The sequence below is a fragment of the Mesorhizobium sp. M7A.F.Ca.US.014.04.1.1 genome (assembly GCF_003998745.1).
Lineage (GTDB): Bacteria > Pseudomonadota > Alphaproteobacteria > Rhizobiales > Rhizobiaceae > Mesorhizobium > Mesorhizobium ciceri.
This window is the reverse complement of record NZ_RZRW01000049.1, coordinates 1-17,923: the sequence shown is the minus strand read 5'-3', so window position 1 is coordinate 17,923 and position 17,923 is coordinate 1. Positions and strand designations below refer to the sequence as shown.

Genomic DNA, 17,923 nt, shown 5'->3' with positions numbered 1-17,923 from the left:
GCCCATAGGTGACGTAGTTCGCGCCAAGCCCGCCGAATTCTTCAGGGATGTTGATGCCGAGCAGGCCGGCCTCGCCCATTTCACGGAAGATCGCGGTGTCGAAGGTCTCGTTGAGGTAGGCGTCCTCGATCCGCGGCGCCAGTCTGTCGGCGGCGAAGGCGGCCGCCCCGTCGCGCACCATGCGCTCGTCTTCCGAAAGCTGGCCCTCGATCAGGAACGGGTCTTCCCAGACGAATGCGTTCTTGTCGGCGGCCATCGCGTTTCTCCCAACCAATGCATGTCGCTCAAAACGATGACATGCATGAAGCAAAATGTTGGCCCGTTCTATCGGCCTGCGCCTCGAAAAAATCAAACGAAATTGATTCACCGATCAATGATCGTTAGGAATGGATCATGAGTGTCCAACGCCGCCTTTTACCCAACATCAGCGCCCTTGCCGCCTTCGAGGCTGTGGCCCGGCTCGGCAGTTTCACCGCCGCCGCCCAGGAGCTAGATCTGACCCAGGGCGCGGTCAGCCGCCAGATCAAACTTCTGGAAGATCAGTTCGGCCGCCGGCTGTTCGAACGCGACAGCCGCAATGTCAGGCTGTCGACATCGGGCGAGATCTACGCCGAGGCGGTGCGTTCAGCACTTGGGCAATTGCGTGACGCAGCCCTTGGATTGATGAGCAATCGGCATAGTGGCATGCTGAACCTTGCCATTTTGCCGACCTTCGGCACGCGCTGGCTGATGCCGATGATCCCCGATTTCGTCGAAAACAATCCCGATATCACCATCAACTTCGTCACCCGCGTCGGTCGCTTCGACTTCGCCAGGGAGAGGCTTGATGCCGCCATCCACTACGGCCTGCCGGACTGGCCGGAGGCCGACTCGACACTGTTGGTGCGCGAAACCGTGGCGCCGGTCGTGTCGCCCGAATTCCTCGCCGGCCGCGCCATCGCCGCACCGGCCGATATCGGCCGCCTGCCGCTGCTGCACATGGCGACGCGTCCTGGCGCCTGGACCGAATGGTTCGAGCATCAGGGCCTGAGCGCGCCGACCGGACCCGGCATGCAGTTCGAACAGTTCGGCACCGCCGCCCAGGCCTGCATGGCGGGGCTCGGCGTGGCGCTGCTGCCGTTGATCCTCATTGCAGGTGAATTGCAGCGCGGCCAGCTGGTGCCGGCGCCAGGCCAGCCCATGCAAAGCCGCAGTGCCTACTATCTCGTCGTCCCGCACGACAAGCGCGGCCATCCGCCGGTCGCCAGTTTTCGCGACTGGCTGCTGGGCCAGGTCGAGAAGGAACCGGCCGTTCTGGCGTGGTAGCTACTTTCGCTTCAGCGCATTCGCCAAAGCAGCACCGAACGCTCCCTGTTGCGCCGGCCGCTCCGGCTGGCGTTGCTGGGGTGCCGGCGAACGTGGTGCCGGCCTGCCGCCACCATTGTCGCGCGGTCCGCTGCGCGGTGCACCGCCCTCGCCGCTATCCTTGCGCATGGAAAGGGCGATGCGCTTGCGCTTGATGTCGACGTCGACGACGCGCACCTTCACCACGTCGCCGGCCTTCACGACCTCATGCGCGTCCTTGATGAACCGATCGGCCAGCTGCGAGACATGCACCAGCCCGTCCTGATGCACTCCGATATCGACGAAGGCGCCGAAGGCGGCCACGTTGGTGACCGTGCCTTCCAGCAGCATGCCGGGCTTCAGATCCTTGATGTCGTCGATGCCGTCGGCGAAGGTCGCCGTCTTGAAGCCTGGGCGCGGGTCGCGGCCGGGCTTTTCCAGCTCCGCCAGGATATCGCGCACCGTCGGCAAGCCGAAACGCTCGTTGACGAAGACGCGTGGGTCGAGTGCCTTGAGCGCGGCACTATCGCCCATCAACGACCGCACATCGCGCCCGCAGGCAGCGACGATCTTCTTCGCCACACCATAGGCCTCCGGATGCACCGACGAGGCGTCGAGCGGCTCGCTGCCATTGGCAATGCGCAGGAAGCCGGCGGATTGTTCGAAGGCCCGAGGTCCGAGCCGCGGCACCTTGAGCAGGTCCTTCCGGCTGGCGAAGGGCCCGGTCGCATCGCGATGCGCAACGATCGCGTCGGCCAGCGATGCGCCCAGACCTGAAACGCGCGCCAAAAGCGGCGCCGAGGCAGTGTTGAGATCGACGCCGACGGCATTGACCGCGTCCTCGACCACCGCTTCCAGCGAGCGGCCGAGACGGTACTGGTCGACATCATGCTGGTACTGGCCGACGCCGATCGATTTGGGTTCGATCTTGACCAGTTCGGCCAGCGGATCCTGCAGCCGCCGGGCGATCGAGACAGCGCCGCGCAACGACACGTCGAGGCCGGGGAATTCCGCCGCCGCCGTCGCCGATGCCGAATAGACCGAGGCGCCGGCCTCGCTGACGATCACTTTCAGTGGCTTCGGCCCGCCGTCCGCCGGCATGTCGGACAGCATGTCGGCCACCAGCTTTTCCGTCTCGCGGCTGCCGGTGCCGTTGCCGATCGAAATCAGCTCGACCTTGTGCTGGCGGATGAGCTTGGCGAGTTCCGCCTGCGTGCCGCGCACATCGTTTCTGGGCGGAAATGGATAGACCGTCGTCGTTGTCAGCACCTTGCCGGTGCCGTCGACCACCGCCACCTTGACGCCGGTGCGGATGCCGGGGTCGAGCCCCATCGTGGCGCGCGAGCCGGCGGGAGCGGCCAGCAGTAGATCCTTGAGGTTGCGGGCAAAGACGTGGATCGCTTCCTCCTCCGCCCGCTCGCGCAGATCGCGCATCAAATCGAGCGTCAGATGCAGCGACAGTTTTATACGCCAGGTCCAGCCCGCCACCTCCATCAGCCATCTGTCACCCGGAAGGCTGCCGCCGATGGCATAGGCATTGGCGATCATCCGCTCGACCGGCTTCACCGGTGAGGTGTCATCGGCATCGACCTCGATGTCAAGCGACAGCACTTCCTCGTTGCGGCCGCGCAGCATCGCCAGCGCGCGATGGCTGGGCACATTTGCCCAACGCTCGACATGGTCGAAATAATCGGAGAATTTCGCGCCGGCCTCCTGCTTGCCGTCGACCACCCTGGCCCGCATGAAGGCGCGCTCCTTCATGTAGCTGCGCAATTTGCCGACCAGATCGGCATTCTCGGCGAATTGTTCCGAAAGGATGTCGCGCGCGCCCTCGAGCGCCGCCTTGGTATCGGCCACCTCTTCGCTGACATAGGCCAGCGCCAGTTCGGCAGGCACCAATGAGCGGTTCGCCAAGATGGCTTCGGCCAGCGGCCCCAGCCCGCGCTCCCTGGCGATCTCGGCCTTGGTCCGGCGTTTGGGCTTGTAGGGCAGGTAGATGTCCTCAAGTTCCGCCTTGGTGGTGGCGGCGACGATCTTGCCTTCAAGCTCCTCGGTCAGCTTGCCCTGTTCGCGGATCGAGCCAAGGATGGTGTCGCGGCGCGCGTCGAGCTCGCGCAGATAGGCAAGGCGTTCGGCAAGATCGCGCAATTGCGTGTCGTCGAGCCCGCCGGTGACTTCCTTGCGGTAGCGCGCCACGAACGGCACTGTCGCGCCCTCATCGAGCAGTTCGATCGCCGCGGCCGCCTGTTCGGGCCGCGCGCTGATCTCGGCCGCGATGATGGCTGCAATGCGCTTGATGTCGGATGCCATGTCGTTCCTGCTCTCATCCAAAGAGCGGCGACCATAGGCGCAGACCTCCGGCCCGCCAACCGCCGCGCTTCGATCAGCCCGGCGGGTCCACAGGAAAGCGTGCGCCAATGTGGCGATCGCGGCGCGCCTAGATCAGCCGGCTCAGCGCCTCGAAGAACGCGACGATCTCGATATCGAGCGGATCGTCGACAGGCTCCGGCTGCGACGACATCTTGGCGATCACCACTTCGGTCCTGGGATCGACATACAGCCACTGGCCATGAATACCGATGCCGCAATAGGCGCCGTTCTCGTGTCCAGTCTGGTACCATTTGTTGCGGTAACGGCCCTTGGGAAACAGTGGCAGCATCGCGCCGCGCTGCCAGGCGTCCGCACTGCCGCCAGTGCTGGTCGTGTCGCGCACCCAGGCTTCCGGTACGATGCGGCGGCCATTGGCCATGCCACCTTGCCGCATCATCTCGCCGACACGCGCCAGGTCGCGCGGCGTCACCGAAATGCCGCCGGCCGTGCGCGCCGTGCCTTCCATGTCGACGCCGATCGAGGCTTCGCTGACAGCGCCGAGCGGCAGCCACAGCTTCTCGCGCATCAGGTCGGTGAACCGCTGGCCCGACGCACGCTCGAGCAGCAGGCCGAGCAGGTCGGAATTCGGCGAGCGGTAGCGGAAGGTCTGGCCATGCGGCTCTGCAAGACGTTGCAGGGTCAGGATGAATTCGCGCAGGCTCTCCGTACCGCCGCCCGGATTCCACAGCGTGGCACGGCGATAGCGGGCGAAAGCACTTTCCGGATCGAGATAGGCTTCCTCGAAATCGAGACTGACGCTCATATCGAGCACATGCCGCACGCTCGCATCGCCATAGGCCGAGCCGGCGGCTTCGGGGATGTAGGCCGTCACCGGCGCTTCCGGGTCGAACACCCCCTCGCCTTCTAGTATGCCGGCAATGATGGCGGTCAGCGACTTGCTGATCGAAAAGATGATGTGGCGGGCGCCGAAATCCATATGCGGCGCGAACCAGTCGCCGACGATCCTGCCGCCTTTCATCACCGTCAGTGCGTCGGTGCTCGAACGTGCGAGAAAATCAGCCACCGTCTCCGGTGTGCCGGCGATCGCGACCTTCTCGCCGAGCAGGCCGCCCATATCGCGCACGTGGATTTCGACAACGCCCGACGTCGCCGCCACCCGGGCGGTCGGCACCAGTTCGCCGAGATTCTGGAACGACCACCGGTTGAACGGGTTCTCGCGCCAATTGGCGAGCACCACCTGGTTGCGCCGGAAGCCATAGCGGGTCTCGAACACGGTTTTGCCGGTCATGGCGTTTCCTTCCGGGTCGTTTCTTCTTTGTGGAGGCTCAGCGAAGTGCCGTGGCGATAGCGTGCACGGCTTTCAGCGTCGCTATGGAATAGGCACCATTGGCGAAATCCGGCCAGGTCGAAAGCTTCACCACGACCATTCCGGTGTTCCAGTCGATATGGATCATCTGACCGAACACGCCGCGGCACATCAGTGCGCGCGAGCGCGGGTCCTCGATCCAGAACTGGTTGCGATAGCTGCCCTCCGGCAGGCTGGGGCTGAAGTCCGGCCCATGCCTGCCGTTGCGCGTGTCCTCGACCCAGCCGGCCGGCACGACGCCGCCACCATTGTCGAGGATCAATTGGCCGAAGCGGCCATAATCGCGCAACGTTGCATTGAAGCCGCCATCGGCCACCGCATAGCCGGCGCTGTCGACGGTGAAGCAGGCGCTTTCGTCGGCGCCGAGCTTTTGCCAGAGCTCTTCCGAAACCAGCTGCGGCAGCCGTTTGCCTGTCACCCGCTCCATGATGAAGGCGAGCACATCGGTCTCGATCGAGCGGTATTCGAATTGAGCCCCGTGCGGGCGGATCGTGTCCTTCAAGCCCAGGATCAGCTCGAACATGTGCGAGGGCCAGCGAAAATCCGGATCGCTGCCCGGCGGCACCGGCTTCCAGCCGGTGGCGACATCGACCTGGCCGATGTCGGAATAGCGGTCGGTATATTCCTCGGAGAAACGCACGCCGCTCGTCATGTCGAGCACATGCTGCACATTGGCGCCGGCCCAGCCGGTGGCGCCGAGCTCCGGCAAATAATCCGTGACCGGCCTGGCCGGATCGATCAGGCGGCGCCCGACCAGTATGCCGAATACCGAACCGGTGACGGACTTGGCCATCGACTGCGACAGGTGCAGCGTGCGCTCACCCATGCCGTTGAAATAGCGCTCATAGGCTATCTTGCCGTCCTTGAGCACCAGAAAACCGTCCGTATAGGTCTCGTCGAGCAGCCCGGCGAGTGTCGTCGGCTTGCCCTCGCTGTCCTCGACCGCCAGCCCGTCAAGATCGACCTCGGCGCGTTCGAGACGGCGGCGATGGCCGTTGCCGCGCCAGACTTCGGCGGTCGGCAGAATTTCACGGATGTGCTGGAACGCCCAGCGGTTCCATGGCGGCCGGTCCCAGTCGAGCTTCGGCGGCACCATGGCGGGCGGCGAGCCCTGCATGATCGGCGGCCGCGGATCGCTGTTGCGATAGGAGTCCATGAAAGGCCATTCCCGGAAAAGAAAGACCCGGCGACATGTGCCGCCGGGTCCGTCATGCAGCGATTACTTCTGCAGTTCGGTCCAGATCTTGGTGTAGATGTCCTGGATTTCAGGCGCGCACATCTTCTGGAATTCGCCCTGTGGCTTCGCTGCGGCCGGAATGACGACTTCCGGCGCATCTTTCATGTCGGCCGGCATGTATTTGTCCGAGCCGGTGATGGCGTTGGCATAGCGGTGGAAGGCCGACAGGCCCGCCGCGTTTTCCGGATCCATGATGAAGTTCTGGAACAGCTTGGCATTGTCGACGTTCTTGGCTTCCTTCAGAACGACCACGTTATCGCTCCACAGGCCGTAACCTTCCTTTGGATAATTGTAGTGGATGGCCGGATTGGCCAGCCGCTGGCGCAGCGCCGAGCCGTTCCAGTCGCTGGTTGCCTTGAAGTCGCCGGCGCCCATCTTCTCGATGGTGTTGTATTCCATGGCGATCCAGTTCGGCTTGGCCGCGACCAGCGTGTCACGCACCTTCTTCAGCACCGCCTTGTCGTCCGTGCACTGCTGGCCGCCGACATATTTGATCGCCGCGAAGATGACGTCATTCATCTCGGGAACGACGTTGACCTTGCCCTTCAGCTCGTCCGGCGTGTTGAAGATGATGCCCCAGCTGTCGGCCGGTCCCTTGTAGGCGTCGGTGTTGACGACGACGCCCACCGTGCCCAGCGCCCACGGCACCGAGTATTTGCGGCCTGGATCGAAGTCGGGGTTGGCCCATTCGGGCGCTACATTCTTGAAGTTCTCCATCTTGCCGGGGTCGGTTTCCAGGACAAGGCCTTCCTTGATCCAGATCGGCACGTAGGTCTGCGAGGGTACCGCAATGTCGAAGCCGGTGCCGCCCTGGCGAACCTTGGCAAGCGCGGTGTCGTTGGAATCATAATCGGTGATGGTCACCTTGACGTTGTATTTGGCCTCGAACTTCTTGATCACGTCGGGGCTGGTGTAGTTGCCCCAATTGTAGATGTTGAGCACGCCGTCGGCGCGGGCCAGGCCCGTCGAGGCGAGCAACGCCAACCCCATGGCGGTTGCTGTTGTCTTCCAGTTCATGGTTTTAACTCCCATTTTTCGGTTCAGTCTCGTTTCCTGCTGACGAAGAAAAACAACGTGACGATGGCAACCGAGAGCAGCAGGAAGGCGGTCGATATCGCGTTGATCTCGGGTGTGATGCCGCGGCGGATCTGGCCGAGCATGTAGGTGGGCAGCGTGTCCTGGCCGCCCGATTTGACGAACTCGGTGATGACGACGTCGTCGAGCGAGATGACGAAGGCCAGCATCAGCCCGGCCAGGATGCCGGGCCACAGAAGCGGCAACGTGATGCGCCGGAACGTCTTCCAGGGCGTCGCGTAGAGGTCGGCTGCGGCACGCTCCAGCGTCAGGTCCATATTCTCAAGCCGCGCCCGGATCGGCAAATAGGCAAAGGGAATGCAGAACGCCGTGTGCGCGGCGACCAGATAGCCGATGCCGGAATAACCGGTGAAGATCTTGATGCGCGAGAAGAAGATCAGCAGCGCCACCCCGGTGACGATCTCGGGCACCATCAGCGGCTGGTTGATCGCCGCATACTTGAAGGTGAGGCCGGGATAGGACGCGGTGCGGGTGGTGGCGAGCGCCGCCATGGTGGCAAAGATCGTGGAGAGCACCGCCGCAATGGAGCCGATCTGGAAGGAACGCAGCGTGGCATCGACGACCTGCGTGTTCTGCCATGCCGACTGGAACCATTTCAGCGAAAAGCCGCCCCATTCGGAGGTCGAGCTCGCCGCGTTGAAGGCATAGATGACCAGCACGATGATCGGCAGATACAGCACGATAAAGCAGGTCGCGGCGATCGCGCTGAATCCTGGCTGGTGCTTGATGGAAAAGTTCTTAGCCATGACGCACCCCCGACTTGCCGGCATTGCGCACATAGGCAAGCAGCGCCACCATGACGATGATCATGACGGCGATCGACAGCGCCGAGCCGAGTGGCCAGTTGCGGCCCTGCCCGAACTGCAATTCGATCAGGTTGGACAGCATCATGTTCTTGCCGCCGCCAAGCACGCTCGGCGTCACATAGGCGCCAAGCGCTGGAATGAAGACCAGGATGGAGCCGGCGATGACGCCCGGCTTGACCATCGGAAAGATAATCCGCCGCAGCACCTGGAAGCGCGTGGCGTAAAGGTCGTAGCCCGCCTCGACCAGCCGGAAATCCAGCTTTTCCATGCTGGCGTAGATCGGCAGCACCATCAGCGGCAGGTAGACATAGGCCATGCCGATCAGGATCGCCGTGTCGGTGTAGAGGATCTGGATCGGCGCCGAGATGATGCCGAGCTTGAGCAGCATTGTGTTGATGATGCCTTCGTTGCGGATGATCTGCAGCACTGCGAAGGTGCGGATCAAAAGGTTGGTCCAGAACGGAATGGTGATCAGGAACAGCCAGAGATCGCGGGTCTTTTCGCTGCGCGTCGCCATGAAATAGGCGGTCGGGAAACCAAGCACCAAGGTGGCGATCGTCGTCACCACCGAGAGCTTGATCGAGCGCAGGAAGATGGTGACGTGGGCGGCGGCGATCGAAAGCGTGTCGTCGAAGATATCGCGTTCCAGAAACACCGCTATCCAGGCTTCCGGCGAGAACTGCCACTTCACGTCGCCATAGGAGCCTGGCGTCAGGAACGAGTACACGAGCACGATCAGCAAAGGGCCGGTCGCGGCGAGGAAAATGACCAGCAGCGCTGGTGCTGACAAAAGCCAGCGGTCACGGACATCGCGCCGCTCCGCTGCCTTGGCGACTTCTTCCGCGGTCGCCATCGTCAGTCCTTCAGGACCTGGGCGGCATCGCTGCCGATGAGGATGCCGACCGCGTCGCCCTTCTCGAAACCGCAGCCCGCGCTGCGCGTGTTCTGCTGGCGTACGGTGAAGAGTTCGCCGCTGTCGAGATGAACATGGATGTGGGTGTCGGTACCGAAATAGACGATATTATCGACCCTCCCCGACAGTTCGCCCTTGGCCTTGGTCAGCTTGGCGTGTTCAGGCCGAACCACGACCGTGGCATTGGGCTTGGGCTGGAAACCCTGGGCCACGGTCGCCTCGATGGTCGCACCGGACTTGAGCGTGGCGCGCGCCTTGCCGTTGGCCATCTCGCTGATGGCGGCCGTCAGGAAGTTGGTTTCACCGATAAAGTCGGCGACGAAGCGTTCGGCCGGCTTGTCGTAGATATCCCAGGGCGAACCGACCTGGAGGATCTTGCCCGATGACATGACCGCGATGCGGTCGGACATGGTCAGCGCTTCTTCCTGGTCGTGGGTGACGAAGATGAAGGTGATGCCGGTCTCGTGCTGCAGCCGCTTCAACTCGATCTGCATCTCCTTGCGCAGCTTGTAGTCGAGCGCCGACAGTGGCTCGTCGAGCAAAAGCACCTTCGGCTGCGGTGCCAAGGCGCGGGCCAAGGCCACGCGCTGCTGCTGGCCGCCGGAGATCTGGCTGGTGCGACGACCGGCGAGTGCCTCCATCTTGACCAGCTTCAGCATCTCGGCGACGCGCGCCTTGATCTCGGCCTTCGGCTTACCCAGCATTTCCAGGCCAAAGCCGATATTGTCGGCGACCGTCATGTGCGGGAACAGCGCATAGGATTGGAAAACGGTGTTGACCGGCCGTTTGAAGGGTGGCAGCGGCGCGATGTCCTGGCCGTAGAGCAGGATTTCACCGGCGGTTGGAAAATCGAAGCCGGCGATCAGCCTGAGCAACGTCGTCTTGCCGCAGCCGGATGGCCCCAGCAACGTGAAGAATTCGTTCTCGCGGATAGATACCGAGACCGTGTCGAGGGCAGCCACCTGCCCCTCACCTGATCCGAAAATTTTGCTGACGTTTACTACTTCAATCGCATTCCGATCCGGTTTGTCCGGCACGATTACGCCTCACTGTTGACCCCGCTCTTGCTGGCGGAGCTCTTCCCCTGTTCGATGTGACCACATGGCCGGTGGGTTGGCAAGCCCGGCATTGGGTCACAGTTCAGTCAGTCATTGAGGCCTGCAAGCCCCATGCCATAGTCAGGCCTGATAGGTGATCTTGCCGCCGCAAATCGTCGTCACCGGCCGCACCTTGTGCAGATCGGCCGGGGCGGTGTTCTCGATATCCATCGACAAAACCACCAGATCGGCCATGTAGCCCGATCTCAGCGTACCCTTGCGGTGCTCGGCGAATTCGGCGTAGGCGCCCTCGATCGTGTAACCGGCGATCGCTTCATGCAGCGAGAAACTCTGGTCCGGGTCGCTTTCTGCCCATGGTTTGCGCAACACTGCCGCCTGAATGCCCAGGATCGGATCGATCGGCGACACCGGCCAATCGGATGCGAAGACGACATGCGCGCCGGCATCCTTCAAGGTCCGCCAGGCATAGCTCAGCGGCCAGCGTGCCGGCCCGATGCGCGACACCGTCGGCTCCAGCGGAAAATCCATGGCGCCGGGCGGATGCGGCGGTTGCATGGAAGCAATGACGCCGAGTTCTGCGAAACGCGGCACATCCGATGTGGTGGTGACCTCGATGTGCTCGACCCGGTGACGGCTGTCGCGCTTGCCGTTCGCCTTCTGCGCCGCCTCATAACCGTCCAGCACCGCGCGCACCGCGCCGTCGCCGATCGAGTGCACCGCGATCTGCAGCCCGCGCCTGTCGGCCGCGACGGCCAGATCGATGAATTGTTGCGGCGTGAACAGCGGCTCGCCCACCCAGTCGGGCCGGTCGGCGTATGGCTCGACCATGACAGCTGTCCAGGAATCGAGCACCCCGTCGTAGAACACCTTGACCATGCCCGACGACAGCCATTCGCTGTTGTAGCTTTCGGCCATATCAGATGCCTTGTCGAGCATGTCGAGCGTCATGAAATTCTTGTAGTGGAACGGGATCTTGACGCGGCAGGGCAAGCCTTCCTCGGCTTCGATCTCGGCCAGCAGCTCAAGCTGATAGAGGTTGCCGTCCATGTTCTGGATCGAGGTGATGCCGTGGCGGGCGCACCAGGCGAGCCCGCGCCGCATGATGTCGCGGTCGGCGTCCCGCTCGGCCGCCGTCGGCATCGGGTCCGGCTCGCCGCCGGTCGACAGCCCCAGCCGCACCCGGCTTTCGCCGGCAAGGTCGAGCACCGGGCCAAAGGCCTCGCCTTCGCGCAATTCGCCGGCGGCCAGTCCATCGTCACCCATGACAATCTCATTGCCAGGGCCGAGCGTACGCCCCTGCAGGATGCCGGCCATTTCCAACGCCTTGGTGTTGGCCCACATGGTGTGATGGTCTGGCGCCGCCATGCAGAACGGACGATCGGGCAAAATGGCGTCGAGGTGATGGCGCGTCACGCGCTCGCTGCCGAGCACGGTGTAGTCGACGCCTTGGCCGACCAGCATCTTCGCGTCGGGCCGGGTAGGCGCATAGTCGCGGATCGCCTTCTGCAGCGCCTCGAAGCCATGTATACCGGTGAGTTGAAGGTGGGCAAGTTCAGCCCCGCCCGAAAACAGATGCATGTGGGCTTCGATGAAACCCGGCAGGACGGAGCCGCCCTTGGCGTCGATTACCTTGGTGGCCGGTCCCTTGAACTCTTCGATGGAGGCGCGGCTGCCGATGGCGATGATTGCGCCGTCCTTGACGGCGACGGCCTCGGCGGTGGGATTGTCGTCGTCGATGGTCAGTACACGACCATTGATGACGATCAGATCCGCATTGTGACCTGCACCTGTGACAGACATCGCGACTCCGCGCTTTTGACGACTGACTGAGACCGACAACCTCTTGGCCAACGACCTGCCACTCCACCGGAGCGGCGCCATGGGACGAAAAAGAATGCCAGCGCGCTGTCTTGGAAATTCCCCTTGTCATCCCAAGAGGCAGCGTGGATAAAGAATGCGACTGATTATTCGCGTTTGTCAACATACCGAATCTGGAATGTATCGTGGACAGCAAGCTCCCACCATGTTGAGACCGGGCGGGGAACGAGGACATCGGACGGTGAAGCGCAGTCTCGACCGCAAAAGCAGGATAGCGCTCGAACCGCGCAAACAGCCGCGGCAAAAACGCTCCAGCAAGGTGGTCGACCGGATTCTCGACGCAGCGCTGGTCTTGACGCGGGAGCAAGGAACCAAGACGCCGACGACGCTGGCCATTGCGCAGCGCGCAGGCTTGTCGGTTGGTTCGATCTACCAATACTTTCCCAACAAGGAAGCCATTCTTCTGGACCTCGCCCGGCGCTGGCTGTCATCCTTTCCCGAGGTGATCGCCAAGCGTATCAAGGTCGCCCCGCCCACCAACCGTGAAGAGTTTCGGCAGGAAGTGCGCAAGCTCTTCATCGACACGTCCAGACTCTACCTCGAAAACGCCAGCCTGATGCCGGTGATCGAGGCCATTTCAGGCAACGCCGACCTCAGGCCGATCCAGAACGAATATGACGAGCAGATCATCGCGCTCTACGCCGCATGGCTGCAGCATGTGAACCCGGCGCTTGAAGACAATGTCGCCAGCCGGCTCGGCGTGCTGATGATGGACGTCGGGCACGCCTGCCGGCTTGTCGGGCTGAAAAGAGACCGCAAGACATACGACCTCATCGAGGACGATGTGGAAAGAATGTGGCTCGCTCTGGTGAGCCCTTATCTCAATCTTGAATCTTGACTGATTTCGCACTTCGAGAGGAATTTATGAAGACTGTTTTCTCCCCCCTTCACGCCGGCCATGCCGGTCAAATGGAACTGGTCACATCAGCCATCGTGCCGGGTTTCGAGAAGCCATCGAGGGCCGAATTCATCAAGGCGCGGGTCGAAAGCGAGAAACTGGGTCCCATCATCGCGCCGCACGAACATGACCTCGCCGCCGCCAAGCGCATCCACAAATCAGACTATATCGACTTTCTCCCGACGGTCTGGCCGCAATGGCTGGAAGCAGGTCTCACAGGCACGGCGATGCCCTTCACATGGCCGACGCGCGGCCTGCGCGGCGACGTGCCGCCAAAGCGCGTCGACGCGCTGCTCGGCTATTATTCCTTCGATGCCGGCGCCACTTTCGTCGAAGGCACGTGGGCCGCGATCAAGTCTTCCTACGACGTAGCGCTGACCGCCGCCGGCCTGCTCAAGGATGGCGAGGCTTCCGCCTTCGCGCTCTGCCGTCCGCCCGGCCACCATGCCGGGGCTGGCTTCATGGGCGGCTATTGCTACATCAACAACGCCGCTGTCGCCGCGCAATGGTTCCGCGACCACGGCGCCAAACGCATCTCGATCCTCGATGTCGACTACCATCACGGCAACGGTACGCAGGAGATCTTCTACGACCGTGCCGACGTCCAGGTGCTCAATCTGCATGGCGATCCGATGGTCGAGTACCCGTTCTTCCTCGGCCATGCCGACGAACGCGGCGCGGGTGCCGGCGAAGGCTTCAACATCAATTATCCGATGCCCTTCGGCACCGACTGGGATGCATGGAACGCCTCGCTCGAGGATGCCTGCGGCAGGCTCGCCGCTTATGCACCGGATGTCGTCATCGTCTCGCTGGGTGTCGATACGTTCGAGAAGGACCCGATCAGCCAGTTCAAGCTGAAGACGTCTGATTATCCCAAGATCGGCCGCCGCATCGCCAGGCTCGGCCTGCCGACGCTGTTCGTCATGGAAGGCGGCTATGCCGTCGAGGAGATCGGCATCAACGCGGTCGGCGTGCTGACCGGGTTCGAGGATCGGTAAATGCCTGTCGTCCAGGAGCATCTGGCGGTTTTGGGACAACGACAGGCATAAGCAAAGGACCACCGGGACCGGGCGGCAACATCGCCCGGCTCCGACTATCGGGCCAAGGCACCCCCTTCGGCACAGCAACCGGCGCGCCCGTCTGTCCAATGCTCCCGAGCCTGGCGAAATCGACCAGCCGCCGAGGTGGCCGGCGAAGACTTTCGCGTCCCGGTCGTCTGTCCAGGGCGCGAAAACCGAGCTGTGAGTCGCGCCGGAGTCCATCAGATTCGATTTTGTCAAATCGCGTTTGATGTCAGATTCAACTGCGGGTAGATTAAACCCGAATCAGCCGGTCCTGGGGGGCGCGGCGACCACCCAAAGTCTTTTGTTCCGGAGCTTTTCCGGCACCAGACGCGGACGGCTTCGCGTTCCCTGAATGGATTCGGGATTTGGTTCGGTGCAGCCCTGCGCCACGCGTGTGTCTTCGTCAAAGTAATGTGTATTCGGGTTCGGCGGCTGACTTCCAGCATCCGGACAGCAGAAACGATTCCGGCCAAAAGCAACGAGAATGAGCAGTCCCGCCGCGCTACTTCAATCCGACACATTGGGCTCGCGCCTGACGTCGCGCGGCGATCTCACCAGCTTTTTCATGCAACTGACCGCCGAGATCGGCGCCGACAGCTACATGCTGGTCGCCATCGTCCACGATCAGGACCGCAACGATGCGCGCATCGTCTCCTCCAACTGGATTTTCGACGCCATCGAGTTGATCGGCAAGCGGCTGATCGCCGGGCTTGCGCAAGGCGCGCTCACCGTCGCGCCCGGCATTCGTCCGCAGCCGCTGGTAGCATCTCACGCGCCCGAAGCTGACGGGTTGATCACCGGCGAGGAAGCCCGCCTTCTCGATGTGCTCGGCCATGCAGAGATCTATTCCCTGCGCCTGAATGTCGGCCGCCAGCGCCTGTTCGCTCTGTTCTCGGCAGCGACAGCCGGCAGCATCGACCAGCCGGCGCTGATGCGGGCGCAGCTGAAATGCTGCTACGCGCTCTCGCACATCCCACAACTGATCGCCGCCGCCGCCATGCAGGATCCGTTGTCGGATCGCGAGCGCGAATGCCTGTTCTGGGTTTCCGAAGGCAAGACCACCGACGAGGTCGCCGTCATCCTTGGCGTCTCCTCCAACACCGTCAACAGCTACATCACCCACGCCATCCAGAAATTCGCGGCCAGCAACCGCGCGATGGCCATCGCCACGGCGATCAGGAGCGGCATCATTTGAAACACGCCGATATCAAGGAAGCCGCCGAAGCCCTTTTCAACGAGCAGCGCAAGCCGTTCGGCGCCTTCACCCTTAGCTCCGAAACCCATCACGCGGTCACCATTCCCGACGCCGTGCGCCGCTGCCGCTGGATCGCCGTCGACATCAACGCCTCGGCTTTCGGCCTGTTCTTCGTCAGCCCCTCGCCCGAACGGGCGCGGCTCGTTCCTTGCCTTGATTCCGACTATCCCGGGATTGCCGTGGCGACGAAGTTCATTTCAGGCGCCAATGGCGAGGAGATCGTGCGTCACACGCGCATCTCGACCGAACCGCGCTGGTGGACGGATGACGGCGTCACCGCCATGGCCGAGATGTTCGGCAATCTCGCCTGGACGCAGCAGATGGCGCCGCTGGCGCCCGGCACCAGCGGCATCGCCTTCCCCGTCCACGCCGACCGCGGCCAATGCGGCCTTGTCGTTTTCCTGGGCTCGGAGATCACCCTGTCGCAGGACGCTCTCTACGAGATCCACGCTCGTTGCTTTTCGTTGTTCGCCGCAGTCGCCCGCATCCGCCCGAGCGATGCCGGCCGCATGCGTGCAATCTCCAAGCGCGAACTCGAATGCCTGAAGCTGACCGCCAACGGCAACACCAGCGAGGAGATCGCGCGACTCCTGAAACTGTCGGTGCACACCGCCAACCAGTATCTGACCCAATCGACCCAGAAGCTCAACGCCGTCAATCGCAACCAGGCCGTTGCCAAGGCGCTGCGGCTGGGCTTGATCGAATAGGGGAATTCGGCAGCGCTTCGAAAGCGACCGACGGTCAGCGATAGGCCAGCGGCTCGACCTTGCGGATACGCGCCTCTTCGATCACCGCTTCGAGCAGCGCCGTGTTGCGCTCCGGGTCTTCGCCCGGCTTCTCGAACGATACGTAGTTGACCGCCACCGACGCGCCGAGCTCGCTCAGCGTCAGCTGGAAATAGACGGTGACGCCGGGCGGCCTCAGTTCCAGATCGAGCACGATGCGCGGGCTGCCGCTCCAGTCGACATGCGCCTCACCACCATGGCCGAGCCGCAGAGTACCCGGCATGAAGAACAACTCAACCGCTGAATCGACCAGGTCCGACAGGCATGCGAAATGCTCCAGCCGGATAAAGGCGATGTAGTCGGCGACATCGATCAGCCTCAGTTCGCCCACCACCTGCTCGATGGCGCTGGCGACGATGATCTCGCGGGATTTTGCGTGCGGTTGCCGGTTCATGAAATCTGTCTGCGCTCAGCCTTTTTCGAGTAGACGATCCGCACCAGTTCGGCGACGGCCTGGTAGAATTGTGACGGGATCACATTATCGACCGAAACTTGCTTGTACATGGAGCGGGCGAGCGCCACGTCCTCGAAGATCGGGATGTTGTGTTCCCGCGCGATCTCGCGGATCTTGAGCGCCACCAGATCCTGGCCCTTGGCCAGCACCATGGGCGCCGAGTCCTCGTCGCGCACATATTTCAGCGCGATCGAGAAGTGCGTCGGGTTGGCGATGATCAGCGTCGCGCGCGGCACCGCCGTCATCATCCGTTTGCGCGCCCGGTCGCGCGCCAGCGAGCGCAGCCGCGACTTGACGATCGGGTCGCCCTCGGACTGTTTGAACTCGTCCTTGACCTCCTGCTTGCTCATGCGCAGATCCTGCTTCCAGTGGAAGCGCGACCAGACGATGTCGACTGCCGCGATCAGCCCCATGACGAAGACGATCGCCACCAGGATGTCGACGGCGATGCCGCGGATGACGAGACCGAAGGCGACCGGATTGGTGATCATCCCGGCGAGCAGCTTGCGGTGGTCTTCCGACAGGGTGAAGCTCAGCACGACGATGGCAAACCCGACCTTGCCGAGTGACTTCAGGAACTCGACCCAACCCTGGATGCCGAACAGCCTGTTCCAACCCTTGGCGATCGAAATACGCGAGAGTTGCGGCCGGACCCGCTCGCCTACGAATTGCGGCATGTTCTGGAACACCGAGGCGCCGACGCCGGCGACGGTCAGCAGCACCATCAAGCTCAGGACGGCGCGGCCGACCTCGAGCAGGACGATCTTGTAAAGCGCGATGACGTCGGTCTCCGTGTCCATCGGCCAGGCTTCCGGCTTCTCCAGGAACATCGACAGGAACATGCCGAGATCGATGATCGCATCCTTGGCGTAGAAGACGGTGAACACCAGTATGGCAACGAACGAGGCAAAGAGCGCTGTCTCCCGCGAATGGGGCAGCTTGCCCTGTTCGATGGTGTCGCGGATCTTCTTTTCCGTCGCCTCTTCGGTTTTCGAATCCTTGTCGACCGCGTCAGCCATGGCGCGGTCCTAGGCGGCGTCTTGGGTCGAGGGGAGTTCGAAGGCGCCTTCGCGCGACAGCCGGATCGTCGTCGTCACGATCGTCTTGCGGGCCGCCATGATATCGGCGAGGGGGATCCCGTCCGAGCCCTGCCCGAGCTCGGCTTCGATCATGCGCCGCGAGCGGGCGCCGATGGCCGACAGCACCGATTCTGCAAGGGCGGCCGACGTGCCACGCAAGGCCAGCGTGACCAGCTCCGTCGATAGCCCGTCGAACAGCAGCACCCGCGCTTTCTGGGTGAGCAGCGGCAGATCGTCGAAAGCAAACAGCCGGGCTCGCACGCCGTCGAGATCAGGCGTGCCGGCGGCTTCCAGATCCTGCATCACCTCCTCGAGCAGCGGCTTGTCGAGTTCGTTGAGGACGCTGGCGACACGCGCCTGTCCGGCCGAGGTATCCTTGGT

General features: G+C 63.0%; 17 protein-coding genes. 5 read left to right on the top strand and 12 right to left on the bottom strand.

Going from position 1 to position 17,923, the window contains the following annotated elements:
- On the bottom strand, positions 1-256 hold a 256-nt coding region (locus EOA22_RS05625), incomplete at its 3' end, for an acyl-CoA dehydrogenase family protein (RefSeq protein WP_206521267.1).
- 137 nt (positions 257-393) lie between these two features.
- On the opposite strand from EOA22_RS05625, the gene EOA22_RS05620 reads away from it, so the two are divergent.
- Positions 394-1,305 carry a LysR family transcriptional regulator gene (locus tag EOA22_RS05620; protein WP_063168910.1) on the top strand — a complete coding sequence of 304 codons (912 nt, stop codon included), beginning with the start codon at positions 394-396 and terminating at the stop codon, positions 1,303-1,305.
- Here the strand turns inward: EOA22_RS05620 and EOA22_RS05615 are convergent, their stop codons facing one another.
- The 8 genes from EOA22_RS05615 to EOA22_RS05580 form a co-directional block, all read right to left on the bottom strand.
- Complete coding sequence (locus EOA22_RS05615) at positions 1,306-3,633, bottom strand: Tex family protein (protein WP_063168911.1); 2,328 nt, start codon at positions 3,631-3,633, stop codon at positions 1,306-1,308.
- A gap of 127 nt (positions 3,634-3,760) precedes the next feature.
- Positions 3,761-4,942, bottom strand: a complete 1,182-nt coding sequence (locus EOA22_RS05610; protein WP_127389873.1) for a serine hydrolase — start codon at positions 4,940-4,942, stop codon at positions 3,761-3,763.
- Between the two features lie 37 nt (positions 4,943-4,979).
- Positions 4,980-6,176 carry a serine hydrolase gene (locus EOA22_RS05605; RefSeq protein ID WP_024502675.1) on the bottom strand — a complete coding sequence of 399 codons (1,197 nt, stop codon included), beginning with the start codon at positions 6,174-6,176 and terminating at the stop codon, positions 4,980-4,982.
- Between the two features lie 63 nt (positions 6,177-6,239).
- A complete protein-coding gene (locus tag EOA22_RS05600) occupies positions 6,240-7,274 on the bottom strand; it encodes an extracellular solute-binding protein (protein WP_013529817.1) in 1,035 nt (344 codons plus the stop codon).
- Between the two features lie 23 nt (positions 7,275-7,297).
- Positions 7,298-8,098, bottom strand: a complete 801-nt coding sequence (locus EOA22_RS05595) for an ABC transporter permease (RefSeq protein WP_013529816.1) — start codon at positions 8,096-8,098, stop codon at positions 7,298-7,300.
- Positions 8,091-9,011, bottom strand: a complete 921-nt coding sequence (locus EOA22_RS05590; protein WP_013529815.1) for an ABC transporter permease — start codon at positions 9,009-9,011, stop codon at positions 8,091-8,093. Before EOA22_RS05590 ends, EOA22_RS05595 begins: the two co-directional genes overlap by 8 nt.
- A gap of 2 nt (positions 9,012-9,013) precedes the next feature.
- Entirely contained in the window at positions 9,014-10,108 is a 1,095-nt protein-coding gene (locus tag EOA22_RS05585) for an ABC transporter ATP-binding protein (protein ID WP_013529814.1), read from the bottom strand.
- 141 nt (positions 10,109-10,249) lie between these two features.
- Positions 10,250-11,929, bottom strand: coding sequence for an amidohydrolase (locus tag EOA22_RS05580; RefSeq protein ID WP_027161443.1), 1,680 nt, complete (start codon positions 11,927-11,929; stop codon positions 10,250-10,252).
- 259 nt (positions 11,930-12,188) lie between these two features.
- Here EOA22_RS05580 and EOA22_RS05575 point away from each other — a divergent pair, with 259 nt between their 5' ends.
- The 4 genes from EOA22_RS05575 to EOA22_RS05560 all read left to right on the top strand — a co-directional run bounded on the left by EOA22_RS05575 (position 12,189) and on the right by EOA22_RS05560 (position 15,931).
- Positions 12,189-12,845 (top strand): TetR/AcrR family transcriptional regulator, encoded by a 657-nt coding sequence (locus tag EOA22_RS05575; RefSeq protein WP_063168913.1) that lies wholly within the window; start codon positions 12,189-12,191, stop codon positions 12,843-12,845.
- Positions 12,846-12,871: 26 nt separating this feature from the next.
- Complete coding sequence (locus EOA22_RS05570) at positions 12,872-13,903, top strand: histone deacetylase family protein (RefSeq protein ID WP_024502679.1); 1,032 nt, start codon at positions 12,872-12,874, stop codon at positions 13,901-13,903.
- Between the two features lie 550 nt (positions 13,904-14,453).
- Positions 14,454-15,164: a LuxR family transcriptional regulator gene (locus EOA22_RS05565; protein WP_063168914.1), complete on the top strand. Its 711-nt coding sequence runs from the start codon at positions 14,454-14,456 to the stop codon at positions 15,162-15,164.
- Positions 15,161-15,931 (top strand): helix-turn-helix transcriptional regulator, encoded by a 771-nt coding sequence (locus tag EOA22_RS05560; RefSeq protein WP_024502681.1) that lies wholly within the window; start codon positions 15,161-15,163, stop codon positions 15,929-15,931. Before EOA22_RS05565 ends, EOA22_RS05560 begins: the two co-directional genes overlap by 4 nt.
- Positions 15,932-15,965: 34 nt before the next feature.
- On the opposite strand, the gene EOA22_RS05555 is transcribed toward EOA22_RS05560, so the two are convergent.
- From EOA22_RS05555 to EOA22_RS05545, 3 genes are all read right to left on the bottom strand, one after another.
- Positions 15,966-16,403 (bottom strand): hypothetical protein, encoded by a 438-nt coding sequence (locus tag EOA22_RS05555; RefSeq protein ID WP_024502682.1) that lies wholly within the window; start codon positions 16,401-16,403, stop codon positions 15,966-15,968.
- Positions 16,400-17,482, bottom strand: coding sequence for a flagellar biosynthesis protein FlhB (gene flhB / locus EOA22_RS05550; RefSeq protein ID WP_024502683.1), 1,083 nt, complete (start codon positions 17,480-17,482; stop codon positions 16,400-16,402). Before flhB ends, EOA22_RS05555 begins: the two co-directional genes overlap by 4 nt.
- A gap of 9 nt (positions 17,483-17,491) precedes the next feature.
- On the bottom strand, positions 17,492-17,923 hold a 432-nt coding region (locus EOA22_RS05545), incomplete at its 5' end, for a FliG C-terminal domain-containing protein (protein WP_281040753.1).